At 43.4% G+C, this 19,574-nt stretch carries 17 protein-coding genes; 7 read left to right on the plus strand and 10 right to left on the minus strand.

Going from position 1 to position 19,574, the window contains the following annotated elements; translation table 11 throughout:
• Window positions 1-266: 266 nt before the first annotated feature.
• Together glgB and gloB are read right to left on the minus strand one after the other, a co-directional pair.
• Window positions 267-2,591, minus strand: coding sequence for a 1,4-alpha-glucan branching protein GlgB (glgB, locus tag LEPTO7376_RS16955; protein WP_015135352.1), 2,325 nt, complete (start codon window positions 2,589-2,591; stop codon window positions 267-269).
• A 270-nt stretch (window positions 2,592-2,861) separates the two neighbouring features.
• Complete coding sequence (gene gloB, locus LEPTO7376_RS16960) at window positions 2,862-3,641, minus strand: hydroxyacylglutathione hydrolase (protein ID WP_015135353.1); 780 nt, start codon at window positions 3,639-3,641, stop codon at window positions 2,862-2,864.
• A gap of 85 nt (window positions 3,642-3,726) precedes the next feature.
• On the opposite strand from gloB, the gene LEPTO7376_RS16965 reads away from it, so the two are divergent.
• Entirely contained in the window at window positions 3,727-3,945 is a 219-nt protein-coding gene (locus tag LEPTO7376_RS16965) for a hypothetical protein (RefSeq protein WP_015135354.1), read from the plus strand.
• 22 nt (window positions 3,946-3,967) lie between these two features.
• Here the strand turns inward: LEPTO7376_RS16965 and LEPTO7376_RS16970 are convergent, their stop codons facing one another.
• The 3 genes from LEPTO7376_RS16970 to LEPTO7376_RS16980 all read right to left on the minus strand — a co-directional run bounded on the left by LEPTO7376_RS16970 (window position 3,968) and on the right by LEPTO7376_RS16980 (window position 7,438).
• Window positions 3,968-4,882: a branched-chain amino acid transaminase gene (locus LEPTO7376_RS16970; protein WP_015135355.1), complete on the minus strand. Its 915-nt coding sequence runs from the start codon at window positions 4,880-4,882 to the stop codon at window positions 3,968-3,970.
• A 75-nt stretch (window positions 4,883-4,957) separates the two neighbouring features.
• Window positions 4,958-6,745 (minus strand): M61 family metallopeptidase, encoded by a 1,788-nt coding sequence (locus tag LEPTO7376_RS16975; protein ID WP_015135356.1) that lies wholly within the window; start codon window positions 6,743-6,745, stop codon window positions 4,958-4,960.
• A 15-nt stretch (window positions 6,746-6,760) separates the two neighbouring features.
• Window positions 6,761-7,438 (minus strand): Crp/Fnr family transcriptional regulator, encoded by a 678-nt coding sequence (locus LEPTO7376_RS16980; protein WP_015135357.1) that lies wholly within the window; start codon window positions 7,436-7,438, stop codon window positions 6,761-6,763.
• Between the two features lie 525 nt (window positions 7,439-7,963).
• Here LEPTO7376_RS16980 and LEPTO7376_RS23795 point away from each other — a divergent pair.
• Together LEPTO7376_RS23795 and pap are read left to right on the plus strand one after the other, a co-directional pair.
• Window positions 7,964-8,485: a type IV pilin-like G/H family protein gene (locus LEPTO7376_RS23795; RefSeq protein ID WP_071880752.1), complete on the plus strand. Its 522-nt coding sequence runs from the start codon at window positions 7,964-7,966 to the stop codon at window positions 8,483-8,485.
• A 129-nt stretch (window positions 8,486-8,614) separates the two neighbouring features.
• Complete coding sequence (gene pap / locus LEPTO7376_RS16990; RefSeq protein ID WP_015135359.1) at window positions 8,615-10,135, plus strand: polyphosphate:AMP phosphotransferase; 1,521 nt, start codon at window positions 8,615-8,617, stop codon at window positions 10,133-10,135.
• A 10-nt stretch (window positions 10,136-10,145) separates the two neighbouring features.
• On the opposite strand, the gene folK is transcribed toward pap, so the two are convergent.
• Both folK and LEPTO7376_RS17000 read right to left on the minus strand, forming a co-directional pair.
• Window positions 10,146-10,655, minus strand: coding sequence for a 2-amino-4-hydroxy-6-hydroxymethyldihydropteridine diphosphokinase (folK, locus tag LEPTO7376_RS16995; protein ID WP_041763872.1), 510 nt, complete (start codon window positions 10,653-10,655; stop codon window positions 10,146-10,148).
• A 1-nt stretch (window position 10,656) separates the two neighbouring features.
• The gene (locus LEPTO7376_RS17000; protein ID WP_015135361.1) at window positions 10,657-11,616 is read right to left on the minus strand and encodes an NAD(P)H-dependent glycerol-3-phosphate dehydrogenase; all 960 of its coding nucleotides are present in this window, start codon (window positions 11,614-11,616) and stop codon (window positions 10,657-10,659) included.
• Between the two features lie 217 nt (window positions 11,617-11,833).
• Between LEPTO7376_RS17000 and asnS the strand changes: the two genes are divergently transcribed.
• Complete coding sequence (asnS, locus tag LEPTO7376_RS17005) at window positions 11,834-13,216, plus strand: asparagine--tRNA ligase (protein WP_015135362.1); 1,383 nt, start codon at window positions 11,834-11,836, stop codon at window positions 13,214-13,216.
• 99 nt (window positions 13,217-13,315) lie between these two features.
• Here the strand turns inward: asnS and LEPTO7376_RS23800 are convergent, their stop codons facing one another.
• On the minus strand, window positions 13,316-14,701 hold the full coding sequence (locus tag LEPTO7376_RS23800; protein ID WP_160148494.1) for a DUF4157 domain-containing protein: 1,386 nt from the start codon (window positions 14,699-14,701) through the stop codon (window positions 13,316-13,318).
• Between the two features lie 286 nt (window positions 14,702-14,987).
• Here LEPTO7376_RS23800 and LEPTO7376_RS17015 point away from each other — a divergent pair, with 286 nt between their 5' ends.
• A complete protein-coding gene (locus LEPTO7376_RS17015; protein WP_015135364.1) occupies window positions 14,988-16,181 on the plus strand; it encodes a hypothetical protein in 1,194 nt (397 codons plus the stop codon).
• A 297-nt stretch (window positions 16,182-16,478) separates the two neighbouring features.
• Here LEPTO7376_RS17015 and LEPTO7376_RS17020 read toward each other — a convergent pair whose 3' ends face one another.
• Window positions 16,479-16,856 (minus strand): hypothetical protein, encoded by a 378-nt coding sequence (locus LEPTO7376_RS17020; protein WP_015135365.1) that lies wholly within the window; start codon window positions 16,854-16,856, stop codon window positions 16,479-16,481.
• 26 nt (window positions 16,857-16,882) lie between these two features.
• Window positions 16,883-18,364, minus strand: a complete 1,482-nt coding sequence (locus tag LEPTO7376_RS17025) for a DUF4157 domain-containing protein (RefSeq protein ID WP_160148495.1) — start codon at window positions 18,362-18,364, stop codon at window positions 16,883-16,885.
• Between the two features lie 156 nt (window positions 18,365-18,520).
• Between LEPTO7376_RS17025 and LEPTO7376_RS27780 the strand changes: the two genes are divergently transcribed.
• Entirely contained in the window at window positions 18,521-18,919 is a 399-nt protein-coding gene (locus LEPTO7376_RS27780) for a transposase (protein WP_225901096.1), read from the plus strand.
• A gap of 13 nt (window positions 18,920-18,932) precedes the next feature.
• Window positions 18,933-19,505: an IS630 family transposase gene (locus LEPTO7376_RS27785; RefSeq protein ID WP_041763060.1), complete on the plus strand. Its 573-nt coding sequence runs from the start codon at window positions 18,933-18,935 to the stop codon at window positions 19,503-19,505.
• Window positions 19,506-19,574 lie beyond the last annotated feature (69 nt).

Here is a 19,574-nt window from a genome sequence, read left to right on the forward strand (position 1 = left end):
TTTTCTTCTCTTAACGTGAGTTCGGGATAAGAACAACAGGAAACAAGTCTTTCCTAATCTGGGTTTGAGACTTCTTGATTCTTTATTGAGCAGCGATTATTTTAGGCAATATTCTACTGATTGAGCTCAATCAATACGATATTTTCAATTAGAATGCTTTGTTGCGAATCAGTACATAGATAAAATTCCAACTTGTCGGAATTTCATCCTAATTCCTTAACCCGAACTCACGTTATTTAGGGACTTCGCTATTTTGGAAATTATATTTAGGTGAGAGAGTGTGATTCAGTTTGAGATTGCTGGGAGGCGATCGCCTCAGCTGTGCGCTCACGATTAATTTTAAGAACAACCACGCCAAGTGATGGTAAACACAAATCGGCAGAGTAAGGCTGACCATGCATTCCCCACTCTTCAGTCCAGACTCCGCCAAAGTTTTTGTTATTACTGCCGCCAAACGTCTCCATATCACTTGTGAAAACCTCGTCATAGCAGCCCGCTTCGGGCATCCCAACCCGGTAATGCGGGTGTAACTGTGGTGTGAAATTACAAACCACAACTAAAAAGTCTTTAGGATCTTTTGCCCGGCGAACAAATGAAACTACACTATTTTGATTATCTGAGCAATCAATCCAGTCGAAACCTTCTTCCTCAAAATCTAGCTCATAGAGAGCTGGTTGCTCCTTATAAAAAGCATTTAAGGCAGCGAAGAAACTTTTTAACTTCGCATGAGGTTCATGATCGAGCAAATCCCAATTTAGATCTGTCCAGACATTCCATTCATTCCACTGGCCAAACTCCATGCTCATAAACATTGTGTTCTTACCCGGATGCATAAACATGTAAGTAAACAATGCTCGAACATTTGCGAACTTTTGCCAGTCGTCTCCAGGCATTTTGCCAAGAATCGAACTCTTGCCATGGACAACTTCATCATGGGACAACGCCAACATATAGTTTTCGCTGAAGTGATACCACATGCTGAAGGTGATGCTGTTTTGATTATGCTGACGGAACCAGGGATCTGTACTGAAATAACTCAAGTTGTCATGCATCCAACCCATATTCCATTTGAGGTTAAAGCCTAAGCCACCGAGATAAGTGGGACGTGACACCATAGGCCATGCTGTGGACTCTTCTGCCACAGAAATGACGCCAGGATAATACTTGAAAATCAGGTTATTTGTTTGACGGAGGAAATCGACTGCTTCTAAATGCTCATTACCACCGTAATCATTCGGTAACCATTCTCCATCTTCACGGTCATAGTCGAGGTAAAGCATAGATGCAACTGCGTCTACCCGAATGCCATCGATATGATATTTGTCAAACCAAAATAAAGCATTCGCAACGAGGAAGTTACGGATCTCATTTCGGTTGTAATTAAAGATTAAAGTTCCCCATTCTTTATGCTCACCTTTGCGAGGATCTGCATGTTCATAAAGATGTGTGCCATCGAAAAACGCTAGGCCATGACCGTCTTTTGGGAAGTGGCCCGGAACCCAGTCCACCAAAACACCAATACCATTCGCATGACATTGGTCGATAAAGTACATCAAGTCTTCGGGACGACCAAAACGGGAGGTCGGTGCATAATAGCCGGTAACTTGATAACCCCAAGAACCATCAAAGGGATGCTCCGCAATCGGTAGTAGCTCGATATGGGTATAGCCCATTTCTACGACATATGGAATGAGCTTATCTACTAGTTCATAGTAGCTAAGGTACCGTGCTCCTTCTTTTGTTTCGTTGACAGGAATAGGAGCTACTTCACCAGAGAGCAATGCCATTGGTTCTTCTGCGGAGGCATGTAGCCAAGAACCTAGGTGTAATTCATAAATGGAGACCGGTTGTTTGAGTGGATCGCTCGCTTCACGCTGTTTGAGCCAAGCTTCATCATTCCATTCGTATTGGTCGAGATCTGCGACGATAGAAGCTGTATTGGGTCGGACTTCTTGGAAAAAACCGTAGGGGTCTGATTTTTCGTAGATATGTCCTTCGTAGTTCTTAATTTCGTATTTGTACTGGGTGTTGACACCTAGTTCTGGGATGAAAATGCCCCAAACACCGACGCCAAGTTTGCGCATTTGGTGTTCGCGTCCATCCCAATTATTAAAGTCACCAATGACGGAGATATTGCGAGCATTGGGTGCCCAAACAGAAAAGTAGACACCTTCGATACCTTTGATATTGAGGAGATGTGCGCCGAGCTTGTCATAAATGCGGTGGTGATTGCCTTCGGCGAATAAGTGGAGGTCTAGGTCGCTGATATGGGGGGCTTCGACGAATTCGTAAGGATCATAAATCGTGAAATAGTCATCGCCAGACTTGTATTTCAGTTTGTATTGAGGCGGTAACTCTTGCTCAAGAATACATTCAAAAAAGTTTGGATTATGCACCGATGTCATCGGGTATTCCTTTTGTGATACTGGATCGATGACCCAAGCCTGCTCAGCTCTAGGCAGATAGGTACGCACCAACCATGTCATTGTTCCGCCCAATTCAATGGAGTGATGGCCCAAAATAGTATGGGGATTGTCATGGTGGTTTGAAACGATCTGATGAACTTGTTCAGATGTAGTCACAGTAGGCATTGTGGAAATCACCGGAGATAAATTGGGGTTATTGTTGTGGCAATAATTGTTTAGTTGCCTTAACCAAGGTTTGCCATGATGTGGCTAAAACAGGGTTATTTAGAGGAAAACTATCTAAGTTTGTAAGAGTTACATCTTAAAAATATTAACTTTTACATTAGTCGGTTTTCGAATTTAGGGAATCTTTCTGATGACGTATAGCCATGTTTCTACGGTATGAAGTCCTCTAGTCCTAGGGAGGCGATCGCCGAATGAATTGGCTATTGATATTTAAAATAAATCCCGTTTACCACGTAATTTGCTAAAGACTCGCTCAGGATCTGGATGGTTAATCACGGCTTGAATCTCTGGACAATCACATCGTAAAAAAGGATTAGTTTGTTTCTCAAGACTGAGCAAGCTGGGGATTGTGGGCTGATTTTGGTTTCTAAGGATTTGTACTCGCTGAAATCGTTCTTGCAACTGAGGATTCTTGGTTTGGAGACCGAGAGCAAAACGCAAGTTGGTCAAAGTATATTCATGGGCACACCATATATTTGTCTGATCGGGTAGTGCCCGAATCCGCTGGAGCGATCGCCACATTTGTGAGGGATTACCTTCGAGTAAGCGACCACAGCCCCCAGCAAACAGAGTATCTCCACAAAATAAATCCCCCATCGCATCCGGTGCAATAGGGGGAAAATAATAAACAATATGACCTTGGGTATGGCCGGGGACAAACATGATTTCAGCGGTGCGACCAAAAATCTCTAGGTGATCGCCTTCTTTGAGACGGTCTGTTTGACCAGGGATGCGACCTTGATGCCAGTCATGTTCACTCGCGTACACTTTTGCGTCTGGAAAATGTGCTAAAAGTTGTCGATTACCACCGATGTGATCATGGTGATGGTGGGTAATTAAAATCGCTGTTAATTGTAAATTTTCCTGCTGGAGGTAAGTCAATGCAACCTTGCCATCTCCTGGATCCACAGCTACTGCTTGCCCGACGGAGCGATCGCCCAAAATAAAAATATAATTGTCATGAAAAGCTGGTAGACGGATAATTTCCATAATTTTCCAGAAACGTTTCGCAGTATCGCGTCGATAGTATCAAGATTGGTCTTAAACTGGCTGTAACGTCTGTCCCGTTTGAGCTATGCCCACCACCAACTTAGAAATTTTGATGAATATTCAACAAGTGTGCGATCGCATCCTCAGTGCCGGCGAACTCACCCGCGATGAACATATGCAATTGATGACAACTTGCCTGAATGATGCCCTTGTGAATACCGACGAACGTCACAGCATTAATCGTGTGCTTGATGAAATTCAGTTCGGGAAACTTCAATTTGTAGAACCCGAACCTGCCAGCTAATTTGAGTATTTCGTCTCAAAAATTAGTTCAAAGGAATTTTGTAAACCCATTCGGAGAATTCACTATCTTGATTTTTAGTGATCGCAGTGAGCTTATCGCGTAACTTTTCTGTGATCGGGCGATCGCCGGGCAACTTATAGTTCTCAATCTGCTTTACAGGAGTCACCTTCGCTGCCGTACCACTGAGAAATACCTCATCCGCAATTAACAGCTCAGTCTTATCTATAGGACGTTCAATCACCTCAATCCCAAAGTTTTTCGCCAAAGTAATAATGCTATCGCGGGTAATCCCTTCAAGGATGTCTTGATCCGAACCCGGCGTAATCAGTTTGCCATCTCGCACAATAAAGACGTTCATCCCAGATGCTTCACAGACTTTACCTTGAGAATTCATCAAAAGCGCTTCATCAAATCCAGATGCAACCGCTTCGGTTTTTGCTAGGGCTGACGCAATATATGCACCACTAATTTTGCCCCGCAATGGAAAACTCCGATCCTCTTGTCTTGTCCAAGAACTAATCCGGCAGGAAATACCATCAGGAGATAGATAATCGCCTAGTTCTAGACCATAGACAAAAAAGTCTTTGTCAATTTTGTGGAGGCGGGGCGCAATACCTAGATCAGATGTATAGACAAATGGACGAATATAGAACGATTTTTCAGGGCGATTCTTTTTTACAAAGTCGACGATGACATGCTCAATTTTGTCCGCAGGTAAATCAAATTGAAGGAAGTTTGCGCTATTGCTGAGACGACGGCAGTGGCGCTCTAAACGGAATAATAAAATCTGGCTTGGATCGTTCGGATCAGGGATACCCCGTAACCCGCCAAATGCGCCTGTGCCGTAGTGCAATGCATGGGTTGCGATGGAAATGTTTGCTTCTGCAAACGGAACAAATTTTCCTTGAAAATAGGCGCTAGGGAGAAAATTATGCATTGGGTTAAGGAGCAGGCGACTTTAGTCGATGTAAATTTAATTTTGATGGTTCTGGTCAACGATTAAGGAGTGGGATTAGCGATTGAGCCAACCGGTTAATCTCGCTTGTTGTTGGGCAGAAGCTTTCGGATTTTTCTTTACTTGATAACGGCTAGGCTGAGGTTCAGCGAGCGTCACATCAAGGGTTTTAAGTTGATCCTGTTGAAAAATCGTGATCGAAATTGTATCACCTGCATGGTAGTTCTGGAGGCGTTTCTTCAGTTGCTCGGTGTTCACACGGTAGCCGGCTATCGCCAAGATTTCGTCCTTTGGATCAATTCCTGCGATATGGGCAGGAGACCCACTATTCACAGATTTCACCACTGTGCGATTGTGTTTGTCTTTTATCTCTGCACCGAGATAAGGAATCTTTTCATCCTCATAGACGGGCTCTAAAAGTAATCCAAATGCATTAAGGGATTCGGCAAGGGGCAATTCTTCAGTGGTATGGAGATAACGTACGAAAAAGTCCGCCAAATCACAATCCGCAACGTCAGCAATAATATTTTCTACTTCGGATGGTGTAAAACCAATTTCGTCCTTCCCAAACTCTTGCCATAGCCGTTGCATTACGTCATCAAGAGATTTTTGATTATCGTGGCGATCGCGAATCATCAGATCCAGCATTAACGACACCATAGCCCCTTTGAGATAATAGGACATCTGATTATTATTGCTGTTGGCATCACGGCGATAGAGCTTAATCCAGGCATCAAAACTGGATTCTGCTAGGGGCTGAACTAAGCGACCTGGCGTCTTAAGATAGCGCGTAATATCTTTGCTCAGACTCTCTAGGAAAAAGTCCTCGTCATAAATCTCGGCCCAGCGCGGAATAATGAGATCGTAATAACTGGTGACTCCCTCAGCAAACCAGAGAGAAGTTGTATAGTTCTCGTTTTCGTAATCAAAGATTTCGAGAGCTTTCGGGCGAATACGCTTAATGTTCCACAGATGGAAAAATTCGTGGGCAACGAGCTGCATAAAGCGGTTGTAATTATCCTTTTCTCCAAACCCAAAACGTGGGTAATTTAACGAACAGCTTTCTTTATGCTCTAAGCCACCATAGCCACTGCCTGACAGGTGCAATAGGAACATATATTCATCGTAGGGTAAACCTCCACCATAGATATCAGCTTCGACTTGAATGATTTTTTTCGTGTCGGCGATCGCCTTGTCTGCGTCAAAATCCCCATCACCCCAAACAACCCAGCGGTGAGGCTTATCAGCATAGAGAAATTCATAACTCTCATGAATGCCGACTTCCACCGGACTATCCACCAGCACATCAAAATTGTCCGCCCAAAACCGTGTTTCCGAATCCTCTAGCAATGGCAAAGTTGTATTAATCTGCCATGCTTCATTTGGCGGTTCGATATCGAGAATAAAAGATTGATTTTGATGTCCTTCAACAAAGAAAAAGAGGGCAGCGCTATTGAAGTAACCATGGGTATTATCGAGGTGATTGGTGCGTACCGTGAGTTCATTCGCAAAAACTCGATAACAAATGGTGACTGTCTCTGCTGTATCAGTCGTAATTTGCCAGTGATTTTTCCCTTGTTTTTGCCAAGAGAGCGGTGTTTCAGGAGCTGTGGCGATCGCCTGAAAATCCTGAACATGGCGGGCATATTCCCGGACTAAATAAGAACCTGGTGTCCATACGGGCATCTTCAAATCCAAAACAGCCTTAGACCAATTGTCGATCTGAATCGTTACTTCAAACAAATGCTGGTGGGGATTTGGCATCTTCACGCCATAAGTGATCCCTACCAATGCCTCACGTTTTACGGCTTTCGAAAGCTCTGCAGAAGTAACTGTTTTACCCATTAGTTAAGATTTATCCTAAGCCCGCCCGGCTAGATTCGATAATTGCTTGAAATTAATAAAATGAATAGTAGCATCGTCCATCTCCAGCCAACCCTTGCTCTGCAGCTTCGTTAGGATAATTTCGACTTCTTTAGGCTTAATGTCCGCAACCTCGGCAAGATCTGTTGCTGGGATATTAATAATTCTGACCCCTTGATCTGTTGCTTCACCATAGCTCTCCGCTAATAAAATCAAGGTTTTTGCTAATTTCAGAGCAGGAGGTTGATTACGCCATTGGAAGCGAGCATTGGCATTACGTAATCGCTGAACCATCAGTTGCAACATTTTGTGATGAAGCTGATGATCGCGAAAGAGAGTCTGAATAAATCTCTGGGCAGAAACACTCAGTAAACTCACTTGAGACAAAGCCACCACGTCCGTCGACCGAGGAGATTCGTCAAGAATGGCCATCTCACCAAAGAAATCTCCCTGCCCCAAAATCGCAAGGGTCATTGTGCTCTCACCCGTCAAACGCCGCACTTTCACCCAACCTGATTGGATAAAATAAACAGCATTTCCCCACGAGTCTTCCATGAGTACGGTGCGTCCCACCGGATACTGATGTTCTGTGGTGATTGATAAAAGCCCTTCGATGGTTTCAGGGCTTGCGTTGCCGAAGAGAGGGAAAAGCTCACTAAAAGCTTTAGTATCCATGAAATATTGCCGAAATAATCAGAACAAAAACGTAAGGTAAGAGATGGTTATTTCGTAGACTCTCGTAACCATTCATCTTCTAAGCATAGCTTAATTTTTGTGGGACTATCGCTCGTCTTTAAACACAGAGCAATACCCGAAGGAGGAACATCATAGTATCTGAGCTGGAAGCTCCACTATCATAATTTTCTTTTACTATTTCCTCTTTTTTTTCTGTCTTAATTCATCCTTTGTTATGGTTTAACTAGGTGTTTGAATTCTGCCATATTTGAAGGGCCCAATGCTTGGTGGTATTGCTTCAGAGAAAACCGTTGGGGTGATTGTTTGGTCTTGCTTTACCGCTCGTTTATGGTTTGCAATCAGGGAAATAAATAAGTGGTTTTTCGAAAATAATTTGGAGTAAAAATTCCTTTAGAGTTTATTTTCTTTGATCGTCTTGTTGGGCAAAATGGGTAATGTATTTAGGATTTACCGTTGTTGCCATTGCATCGCCTTGTTTGTATGAATATTTTAGAGTTTGTTTTTATGATGCTCATTTACAAAGACGATAAAAGCAATGGCAAATACCGAGATAATAATGCTTCTGGCTTTACACTCATTGAGTTACTTGTCGTGATTATTATGATTGGGATTTTGGGGGCGATCGCCTTGCCAGCCTTCCTTAGCCAAGCAGCCAAAGCTAGGCAATCTGAAGCCAAATCCTTCGTCGGTGCCATTAACCGTGCCCAACAGGCTTACATGATGGAAAGGCTTGAATTTGCCGATAGCGTTGAGCGTCTTGATCTTGTGAGAAATAAGAAATCTCAATATTATTCCTACAGTTTCGTCGTTACACAAACTCAAGGTTCAGTTGTGGCTATCCCTTTAGTTGAGGATACTGGTAAGACATACACTGGCGCCGCAACACTCTATCAAAATAAAGCACTTGTAAAAACAATTATTTGCGAATCACCGCAGCAAGGTTCCGAGATTCAAAAAGTACCAGAATGGGATGCAACAAATTCCGCATTGTTTTGTCCTGATCCAATGAATAACATCACTAACTAGTATTTCCCAGCTCAGGTCGTATCCATTAGTTAATTAAAATTTGGATTCATAAATTTTTGCAGAGGAGCTCAAGCTTCTCCAGGTAATGATCTTCATACTAGAGTTAGTCAATTTTTATTGTTGCTAACTGTGCTAAAAACATTAGATTTAGAGCTGACGCTTTCGAAACAAGATTATAAAATTCAGATTGATGAGCTGATGGGTCAGTTGCGAGCGCTTCAAAATGCTTGTTGGCAACACAAGCTTCCAGTGGCAGTGGTTTTGGAAGGATGGGCTGCTGCCGGAAAAGGCGCCTTAGTCAAAAAAATGACCCGTTATATGGATCCCCGTGGGTTTTCTGTCTTACCGATTTTTGAACCATCTTCACGAGAGGAACGTTATCCTTTTTTGTGGCGATTCTGGCATAAGCTACCCGCGCGTGGAAGTGTCGCTTTTTTCTATCACAGTTGGTATACACATCTTTTAGAAGATAGGCTATTTGAGCGGCTACCTGCTGAAGATGTGCCGATGGTCATACGAACAGTGAATAGTTTTGAGCGACAGCTAGTGGAAGATGGCATGGCGATCGCCAAATTTTGGATTCATTTATCACAGGATGAACTAAAAAAACGCCTTAAAAAGGCGGCCAAAGATGAGCTCGAAGCATGGCGGGTACGGCCAGAAGATTGGCAACAGGCAGAAAATTATCGGCAATATAGTCAACTTGCTGAAGAAATGTTGATTCAGACCAGCACAGGAGCTGCGCCTTGGGTTTTGGTCGAAGGGGATGATCGTCGTTGGGCGAGGGTTAAGGTGCTTTCTCAGTTAGTTGCGACCATCACAGAAGCTTTGGATCGTCGTCGGATTGAATTGCCTGCGTCAGTTCCTCTCAAGCCACAAAAAGAGCTTTCTCCCACTGAGCCAGATTTTCTCGCGAAGGCTGATCTAAATCTCAAGCTAGAGTTAGACGAATACAAAGAACGTTTACGGGCAGCACAGCTTAAATTACGGCAGTTACAACAACAAATTCATAATTATCAATTGCCTGTTTTATTGATGTTTGAGGGTTGGGATGCAGCTGGAAAAGGCGGGGCAATTAAACGATTAACGGAAGTGCTTGACCCTCGCAGCTATAAGGTGGATGCTTTTGCTGCGCCAACGACTGAGGAGCATCAATATCATTATCTTTGGCGATTTTCGCGGCGACTACCAGGGAAAGGAACAATCGGAATTTTTGACCGCAGTTGGTATGGGCGAGTACTTGTCGAACGGGTTGAAAATTTTGCGACTGAGTTGGAATGGCGGCGAGCTTACCGAGAGCTGAATGAGTTTGAGGCGGAGCTTGTTCATTCTGGCTACGTCATTCTTAAATTTTGGCTCCATATCAATCAAGATGAGCAGTTAGCAAGGTTTGATCAGCGAAAAAATGATCCTTTCAAGCAGTACAAATTGACAGAAGAGGATTGGCGGAATCGTGAGCAATGGGGTCTATATGAGGTGGCTGTTAATCAAATGATCGCCCGGACAAATACGCCTGCGGCCCCTTGGACAGTGGTCCCGGCGAATGACAAGCTTTATGCGCGGGTGTTTGTGATTGAAACAGTTATTGAAGCGGTGCAAAACAAACTGGATCAGCTGAAAAAATTAGCGAAGAAAAAGGCGAAAAGTTAAATTTGTTGCCCTACGATATTCGGAAAACTTCGCTCTGATCGAGGCGATCGCCCAAGGTTTTTATTCTCAGATTATTACGTGGGTCTATCCAATCTGCCGCAATTTCCATCAAGGGAACTAGAACAAAGGCGCGTTCTTGCATTCTCGGGTGAGGCACAATTAAATCTGGAGTATTAATGAGGCGATCGCCATACAAAATCAAGTCTAAATCTAAGGTTCTGGCTCCCCAATGTTCTTTGCGTTCTCGCCCAAATAGGTTTTCAATTTGATGTAGTTTTGCGAGTAAAACTTCTGGTGTTAATGAGGTTTGGCAGGTGATGCAGCCATTTATATAATCCGGCTGTGGTGGCCCAATCGGCTTGGTCCGATACCACGATGATTTGCGGAGTAGTGTGACGTTTGGTTCTGTGCTGACCGTTTCAATTGCCTGCTCAAGGATAGCTAAAGAATCACCCAAATTGCTGCCGAGGGCGATCGCCACATTAATGAGTTTGACCGGAGAGTTTTCGGAATGCTGCATTCTAGCCAACGCTTTCATCTAATATGTCGCAGGATTCTGGCTTCAGTTCGCGATCCATTAAATTGCCAACTGCTTCAAGAGGCGTAATCTTACCTTTTAGCAAACGATAAACCTGACGAGAAATAGGAATCGGAATACCTTCGCGATTCGCCAAATTCACTAAAACTTGTGTTGTGTTTACGCCTTCCGCTGTACTGCCCAGCTCTTCGAGAATTTGCTCCAAATCTTTTCCCTGGGACAATCCCATTCCAACTCGATAATTACGACTGAGCGGACTTGTGCAAGTCGCCAACATATCTCCTAATCCTGCCAACCCTAAAAAGGTTTCTGGCTGTGCGCCAAAGTGAGTACCGATGCGCATAATTTCAGGCAATGCACGAGTAATTAGAGCAGATTGGGCATTTGTGCCGAGTTTTAATCCGGCACAAACACCGACGGCGATCGCCATCACATTTTTTAGAGTACCGCCTAGCTCTGTACCGAGGGGGTCGTTATTTGTGTATACCCGAAAATAATCAGAAGAAAAGACTTCTTGGATGGTTTCTGCTGCGACAAGATCGTGACTAGCTGTAACCGTTGCGGCTGGTAAACCGGCTTCAATTTCTTTAGACAAATTTGGACCAGATAACACAACAATTGGGTTATCGGGGAAAGTCTCCTGCAAAATTTTCGAGGGTGTCAGGGTCGTTTTTGGGTCAAGGCCTTTTGTTGCTGTCACCAGAATTGTTTTTTTGGAAATCCCAATTTCTTCTACTTGTGCCGCAACACTAGGTACACCTTTCATCGAAATTACAAACAGGACGATATCAGCATTGGCGATCGCCTCAGAAAGACTCAGTTCATTGCGTCGCGACCAAATCCGAAGCTCATGGTTATTTACAGCAGCGAGAGTTGCTAAGGCACTTCCCCACGCACCAGCCCCGAGGATAGCAATAGTTTTATGGTCTTGGTCTGTATTCACAAATTTTCTCTGTTGTGCTGGGATTATTATCTTCCCGATCTTAAGGCCTTGTCACTAGCCTCACGAAATCGCCTCAAATTTCACCTTATTTTCTTAGAAATTCATCCTAGCGATCGCCTTTCCCTACTCAGTTCGATGCCCTGACAGCCAACAAAATCGATAAGATAAACAACAGTGGCGATCGCCCGTTTATCTCGAACCATTAGAAGCAATCACTATGCGCGTAAAAGAAATCCTCAAATCTGCTGAAATTCAGTCCACCATTACCGTCGAAGGCTGGGTGAAAACGAAGCGAGAACTCAAGGCATTTTCCTTTATCGAGATTAGTGATGGCTCCACAATGAATGGAATCCAAGTCATTATCGACAAGGATTTAGAGGACTACGACAATATTGTTAAACAGCTCAATACAGGCGCATCGGTCACGGCTGAGGGATTAGTCGTTGAGTCTCCTGGTAAAGGGCAACGCATCGAATTACAAGCTTCGGCTGTTACAGTTCATGGCGGTGCAGACCCCGAAACCTATCCGCTTCAGAAAAAACGCCACAGCTTTGAATTTTTGCGGACAATCGGACATCTTCGCAGCAAAACCAATACCCTCGGCGCGGTAATGCGGATCAGAAATGCTTGCGCTACTGCGATTCACCAATTTTTCCAAGACAAAGGCTTTATTTGGGCTCATACTCCGATCATCACAGCGAGTGACTGTGAGGGTGCTGGCGAAATGTTTGCCGTCACGAATTTTGATATTGCCAATCCTAAACGCGATGACAAAGGCGCAATCGATTATGCCGAAGACTTTTTTGGCCGTCCATCTTACCTCACGGTGAGTGGCCAGCTCGAAGCCGAAGTGATGGCAATGTCTTTTAAGGATGTTTATACGTTTGGCCCCACTTTCCGCGCTGAAAATTCGAATACTTCTCGCCACCTGGCAGAATTCTGGATGGTAGAGCCAGAAATGGCTTTTTGCGACATCATCGGTGATCAGGATTTAGCCGAAGAATTTTTGCGCTATGTCTTCAAATATGTCATCGAGACCTGTCCCGATGATATGGAGTTTTTCAATAAGCGTATCGACAAAACTGTCCTTGAAACAGCCAATAATATTATCGATAACGAGTTTGAGCGCATTACCTATACTGAGGCGATCGCCCTTTTAGAGAAAAGTTCAAAGAAATTCGAGTTTCCAGTGGAATGGGGGATTGATATGCAGTCCGAGCATGAGCGATATCTCGCTGAAGAATTATTCAAAAAGCCTTTGATTGTGACCAATTATCCAAAAGATATCAAAGCATTTTATATGCGTCTGAACGATGACGATAAAACCGTGGCTGCAATGGATGTTCTCGCACCAAAAATCGGTGAAATTATCGGTGGCTCCCAACGGGAAGAACGTCTGGATGTCCTCGAACGCCGTATTAAAGAAATGGATATCGAAGCAGATGATTTATGGTGGTATCTCGATCTGCGTCGTTTTGGTTCCGTGCCCCATGCTGGCTTTGGTTTGGGCTTTGAGCGTTTGGTGCAGTTTATGACGGGTATGGCCAATATCCGTGACGTTATTCCTTTCCCACGAACACCTCTAAACGCAGAGTTTTAAAAACAACATATATTCGATTAGAAGAAGTCTGGATCTAAGCGATAGTTTGTTTAGCTCATTATGAATCAAGGAAGGATGGTATCGAAGTTTTTAAGACTTCTAACCCCAGTTGACATTCATAGCTCCTTCATATCCTTCCTCGGTGATCATATTCCACTTCTTTAATTTTTTAATTACTTTTACCACCATCTCCCCTGAAACTTTAATGCCGAAACCACCTTGGTGTATGTGCATATTACTTTCCACTGGAGCTCCCCTGAGATGAGTTCCAGAATGTACAAAATCATGTTCTCCAAATCTACTCACAAGCTTCGCTTTTTTCGCTTCACCTTGTAAGTTCATAATTCTCCTCATCGCTTTCATGTCAAATGGATATTTGGGGCAGATTGTAAAAATCTTCCCTCCTTTTGTCTTATGTATTGAATAAATAGTTTCTGATTCTCCTTTGGGATAAAATGCGTAAGATGCATACGGAGCTGAATCAGCCATCACATTTTCACTAAAGTGATTATTGCCCCTTGCAATAAGAGAATCTTTCAGTAGCTCTTCACAATATGCGTTGTAATGCGATTCGGTGATGTACGGATAGTTAGACATTTTAATAAGCAAACCATTTAGCATATCTCCATCATTAGCTTGCACAAAATTCTCTATTCTTTTCTCTCCAGGCAACATGCTTCCTGCTAAGGGATATCGGGCTGCCGATACTGATTCTGGAACTATTCTGTCATCCCCTGCATATCCCAATTCCTCGCTTGCTTTCTTGACTCTTTTTACTTCCTCCGATCTCTGTATAAGCGCTCTCATTGCAACAGTTTTATCTGCACTTTGTTGCACTACATGAGTTAATTCATGAGCTAAAAGTGTCTGTCCATTATGTGAATTGGGTTGATATTCTCCTTGACGGAAAAAGATATCTTGACCTGTGGTAAAGGCTTTTGCTTGGATGGATCGATTCAGATCATCTGCATGGGCATTGTGATGAATTCTGACGTTACTGAAATCCGAACTGAATGCATTCTCCATTTGGGGACGAAGATCGTCCGGCAATGTCTCTCCCGACCCTCTTACTTGGTTAATTGAGGTCTCTAGTTTGGAAGGAATGGCAGCAGAAGAGTCTCCATCTTTTCTTTGAAGCGCAGAAAATTTGAGCGGTGTAACACGGGGAGAGCCTCTATCTATTTCTTCTCGACGCTGAATCTGATCGTCTTCAGATTTAGAAATATCGGGGGACTGAATTTGTTTAACAACTTGATCCGCAACTCGATCTGCTTCTTGCTCGTATTTGTCGTTGGGTTCTCCAATTGTGAGTTTGGCCTGAAGCGGCAAGGATAAGTCGCGGAATAGGCCTGAAAAATTTGAGTTAAGAGGTTTCGTCGCTTGCTGTAGCTCTTGACTAAATACTGGTGTGTTCTGAGAGTGAGCAGGGGCGATCGCCGAACTAGATTGTTTGCTCTGAGGTTTAGTGAGGCGTGTTCTAGTCATGACAATCATCTCGACTCGCAATGACTATATTTTAGAAAAGAAGCTACCACAAAATAATATTTACTAGCGAAAAGTAACCAGATATAACAAAAGACTTACAAAAGTTTGCTGTTATTTGGATTGTTGGATTTTGAGGAAAGCCCAAAAGTTTATTTTCGTTGGCGATCGTCCTTCTAAACCACTAAGTGTGACATTTTCAAAAGTGTACTAATTGGCACTTAAGTGACACGAAGCTTTTTTATGATTCAAGGAAAGCAACAATTTTCTTTCTTTGAGGCAATTTCCAATGACTGTTCTAGAGCAGACTATCGAAACGTCTTCTTTCGCTGTTCCCGCCGAAGCACTAAAAATTACAAGCGATCGCATTGATGCCCACATCAAAACAATTCAAAATCACCCAGATAAACGAGATGGTGCTTTTCCCTACTATCTATTCCACCCTCCTGGTAAGAAAATTCACGGCACAGTAATGCTGTTTCATGGTTTTAGCGCCCGCCCACACCAAATGTGGCGACTCGCTGATTACCTATTCACGAATGGATTTAACGTTTATCAATGCACTATTGCAGGACACTCTTACGTTAATCCTGAGGATAATTGGCCACAAGTAGATCTCAAATCTGATATCCGCGAACCATTAAGTACTAAGGTCAAAAAAGATCCTGTTTTAAGTCGTTTTTTCCAAAATCTCAAAAATCCAGACAGTCAAACTGCAGCGACTCCCTCCCCACTCCAAATGCTGAGTTTAGTGCGTCGTTTGCGCCGTCTAGACTCCAAAGTTGTAGACATGATTTTGGCAGTGGAACGAAGTAATGATCCAGATTTTGATCGCTATTACGACTCCAACCATATGGATTATCTCAAGGATGCTGAAGAGCGTTTAGCAGAACTAGAGGCAATGCCTGGCCCGATCTATACCTTAGGTTTATCCGTTGGTGGTGCTGTCGCTTTAGCCCTAGCCGCTGCAAATCCAGCCCGCATCAAAAAAGTCGTTGCCTATGCACCCTTGTTGGAAGTTTGGGGTGAAACTCGCGAACGGTATGTGAATATTGCAGGGCCATTGGATATTAAAGAATTTGGTTGGGATGATCTGCGTTTTCCCCTCGGCTGTTTTACTGCCTCTAACCGTTTTGGTGCATTCGTTCGACAGCGACAGAACGAGAAAGTACTAGAAAAAACACCAACTTTGATGATTTTGACTGAAAACGAAGATGCAGCAGACATTAAGACTAATCAAAAGTTTTCCAAATCCCTCGGTCGAGAACGCAATGGCCATTTTCTCTATACTTATCCCGCCGATGATCTTGTACCTCATCCAATGGTTGACCCGTTGGAAGTGAGCCAAAATATGTCGAATGCATTCTGGCAGACCATGTACCAAGAAACGTTCCGTTTCCTCGCATTAGATAGTTTCAATTCAGACCAGATGGAAAGCACAAATCAAGATCTAAATCTCCCGATTGTATCTGACATCGCTTAGGGCCATTGTCAACTTAAATAGAGTGTTCCCAAAGCTGTTCCCAAAGCCAGGGTTTTGTAGAAATGATTTATTTGCTCATCCTACAAAATCTCTGCAATAAAGACATTCTATTTAAGTTAACGATGCCGGCTAGAAAAATCGGCTCGCTTCGTTGCGAAAATCTTTAGAGCCTGCTGCGTAACCTCTTTATTGTAATAATCCTGAAACTAAGTCTCTGTAGTGCTAGCTGCCATTTTTAGGTTCGGTTCAAGTCTGTTTCTGAGAATGAGAAGGATCGTAGTAAAGTAAGCGCCCAATTCAATGGCTTGTTTCGTTTATTGGGAGCGCATGCAACGTATCATCCGGATCTACCCAATAAAACTCTAAGTTAGCGGGATTTGATTGTTGCAACTGTTCCGATATCAAAAACTCTTGGCGATAGCTGCTGTTAAATGGTGGACTAACCAATTTTTGAAAGGCTTTAATTAAAAATTTTTTTTCTTTGAATTTCAACTCAAACTTATAAATTTCTTTCGCAGAATTTCTCAAGCTATGTTTAGTTTCAATCTTGAGTAGGTTGCCTGCCAAAATAAGTTTAGGCTTTTCTTTTAACTCATCGAATTGAACTTGCTCTTTCCCCAGAAAGATACCCGCACTCTCTAAAGTTCTGAGCAATAATCCTATGAAATTTTCCATAACTAAAAACAAACCTAACTGGATAGCTATAGACTTGACTTTTTCGAACTCTTCTTTGCGCGGCGACCTAGGCTGCTACTTGTACTACTTATAGTGCCACTTACGCTACCGCTACCAAGGGCACTATTCGCTGTGTTGCTGGAAATACCTATGCTGCTGCTGGACGTGCTGCTGACACTATTGACGCTACTACTTCGATCTTCGGGAAGGACACCACCGGTTGTGCCGCCGTTCGCCGCGACGATACCGACACCTAATGCACTAGGGTTTGGAATTCCCCAAGATTTGTATGCCAGTCTTTCTTTTGTGACTGCCTTCCATCCCCGCGCTGCGAAAGAAGAACAGTTGTTTATCATTCCCCAACTCTGATTAGCTGCGATAAAAGTATGGAGATTATTTACGTCAGTATTGTCGACATTGGTTCCTCTTTCGGCTTGATAGCCCCCTGTAAATCCCAGTTCTATGTCGCGATGATAACCGATGGGATCTTGGTTTCCCCAAGTGCCATGGGTCGTTTCTCCTCCTACCGTAGGTTGATAGGACAACCAAGCATGTCCAGCAAGTAGGGAAGAGGCAACATGAGTACTTCTAATCCTCAATACTCCAACAGTGGGGCCACCCCTGAACTGAATTGGGCTGGATTTCGCTTTCTTTTGTAATACTCCCATTTCCTTGAGCTGTTCTTCAGCATCGTCTGGAAAGCTGTTTTTTTTGCGCTGCAGTACGGGGGCCAGAGCATCCTGTTTTTTTAACTGGGTAGTTTGAAGACTTGAACATAATGCCCTAGCCCCCATCACATCCGCTTCTCGTTCTAGCGAGGAGTCATCGTTAATCGCTGCTCCCTTCATCTGAAAACTGGGCTTTACTCTTCCCTGTTTTTGCTGCACGATATGCCAAGCTTCGTGGGGTAGGTGTTTTTCTTGTCCTGGTCCTAAATGAATATCTGTGCCTTGGGCATAAGCCTTGGCTTGTAATTGAGCTGGCTTATCAGAGTTGCGATGTACCTTTACATCATCCAAAGATATGCCAGAAAGGTTCTCCATTCCTGTTTTTAAATTATCAGGTAAACCCGTGTTGTTTCTTTTCTTGTGATTAATAGAGGATTCTAAGCCTGATGCAACTGCATTTCCCTTGGTTGTGGGTTTTCTCTGAAGTGAAGCAAGCTTGGGAAGGGTGATATTCGGCGATCGCCCTTTTTCTGGATCTTCCTTTCGCTGAATAGAATCATCTGCCGATTGATTAATTACTGGGGCGTGAATCTGCTGAACAACTTGGCCTTCAACCCTGTCGGTTCCTTGCTTGTATCTGTCGTTTGGTTCACCGATGGTGAGTTTGGCTTGTACCGGAAAAGATAACTCGTGGGAGAGACCAGAAAAGTTAGGGTTACTCGGCTCGTTTTTTTGCTGTGGCTTATCAGTCCACTCAGGAATTTTGGAGACGGGATTTGGGGCGATCGCCGGACTAGGTTTTTGTACTGACGTTTTTGTCTGTCGCTGTCTACTAGCCATGACGATAATTCCAATGCGCAATAACTTTATTGTAAGAAAAAAAGACGCTAGCATACATCTTTTTTATTCGCAGTAAATAATATTTATTTGCTATGGCTTTTTATCCTGTTACAGCAAATTTCAGCCTAGCAAGGTGTATGAAGTAGTATAGGTGAGTTGACTGGTGAGGAAGAAAGTAGCATCTTGCCGAAAGCCTACTCATTAGACTTAAGACAGAAAATAGTGGATGCCTACGAAAGGGGTGGTGTGAGTCAAAGTAGTCTTGCCCGACAATTTGGAGTGGCGAAAAGTTTTGTACAAAAGCTCCTCGACCAAAAACGACTGACAGGGTCGATTGCTCCGAAAAAACGAAGCCAACAAACACCTCCCAAATTAAACGAAGAGCATCAAACAATATTGCGCCAGTTGCTCACCAAGAAAAACGATGCGACGCTAGCGGAACTATGTGATGAGATGGAGAAACGCACTGGTCTCCGTGTGGCCAATAGCACCATGCATCGCACCTTAAGAAGAATGGGATATAGCCTCAAAAAAAACATTCTATCCAGACCTTAAGGCGACAAAACGAGTGCAACAAGCCAGATATGATTTTTGGCAGAAAATGCAAGCGACTCTAGCGAAAAACTTGATTTTTATCGATGAATCGGGCGTGAACTTAGCCATGACAAGACTGAGGGCACGTTCTGAGAAAGGGAAACGAGCTTATAGTCCGAAATCCAGTAAACGAGGCAAGAATGTTTCTTTGATTGGAGCATTAGGCTTCAAGGGAATGGTCGCTAATTATCATCTGCTGGGGAGTACGGATGGATTAACCTTTGAAGCATTCATCAGCCAGAAGTTAATACCAAACTTATGGGCGGGAGCATGTGTGGTGATGGATAACTGTTCGATTCATTTAGGAGAGTCAGTACGCACAATGATTGAGGCCGTGGGAGCTAAGTTGATTTACCTTCCTCCCTATTCTCCAGATTTTTCACCCATTGAAAATTGCTGGTCAAAGTTGAAAAGTACCTTGAAAAGTATCGGGGCAAGAACTTATCTAGCTCTAGACAAGGCAATTGAGGTAGCTTTTTCCAAGATTACCCTTGATGATATTCGATGCTGGTTTACACATTGCTGCTATTGCACCTCACTCGACTAGAAATTGCTATATTCATTATTGAACAAAAAAAAGAGATCTATTTAGAGTAGATCTCAATCTCAATCACGA

It is taken from the genome of [Leptolyngbya] sp. PCC 7376 (assembly GCF_000316605.1).
Classification (GTDB): domain Bacteria; phylum Cyanobacteriota; class Cyanobacteriia; order Cyanobacteriales; family MRBY01; genus MRBY01.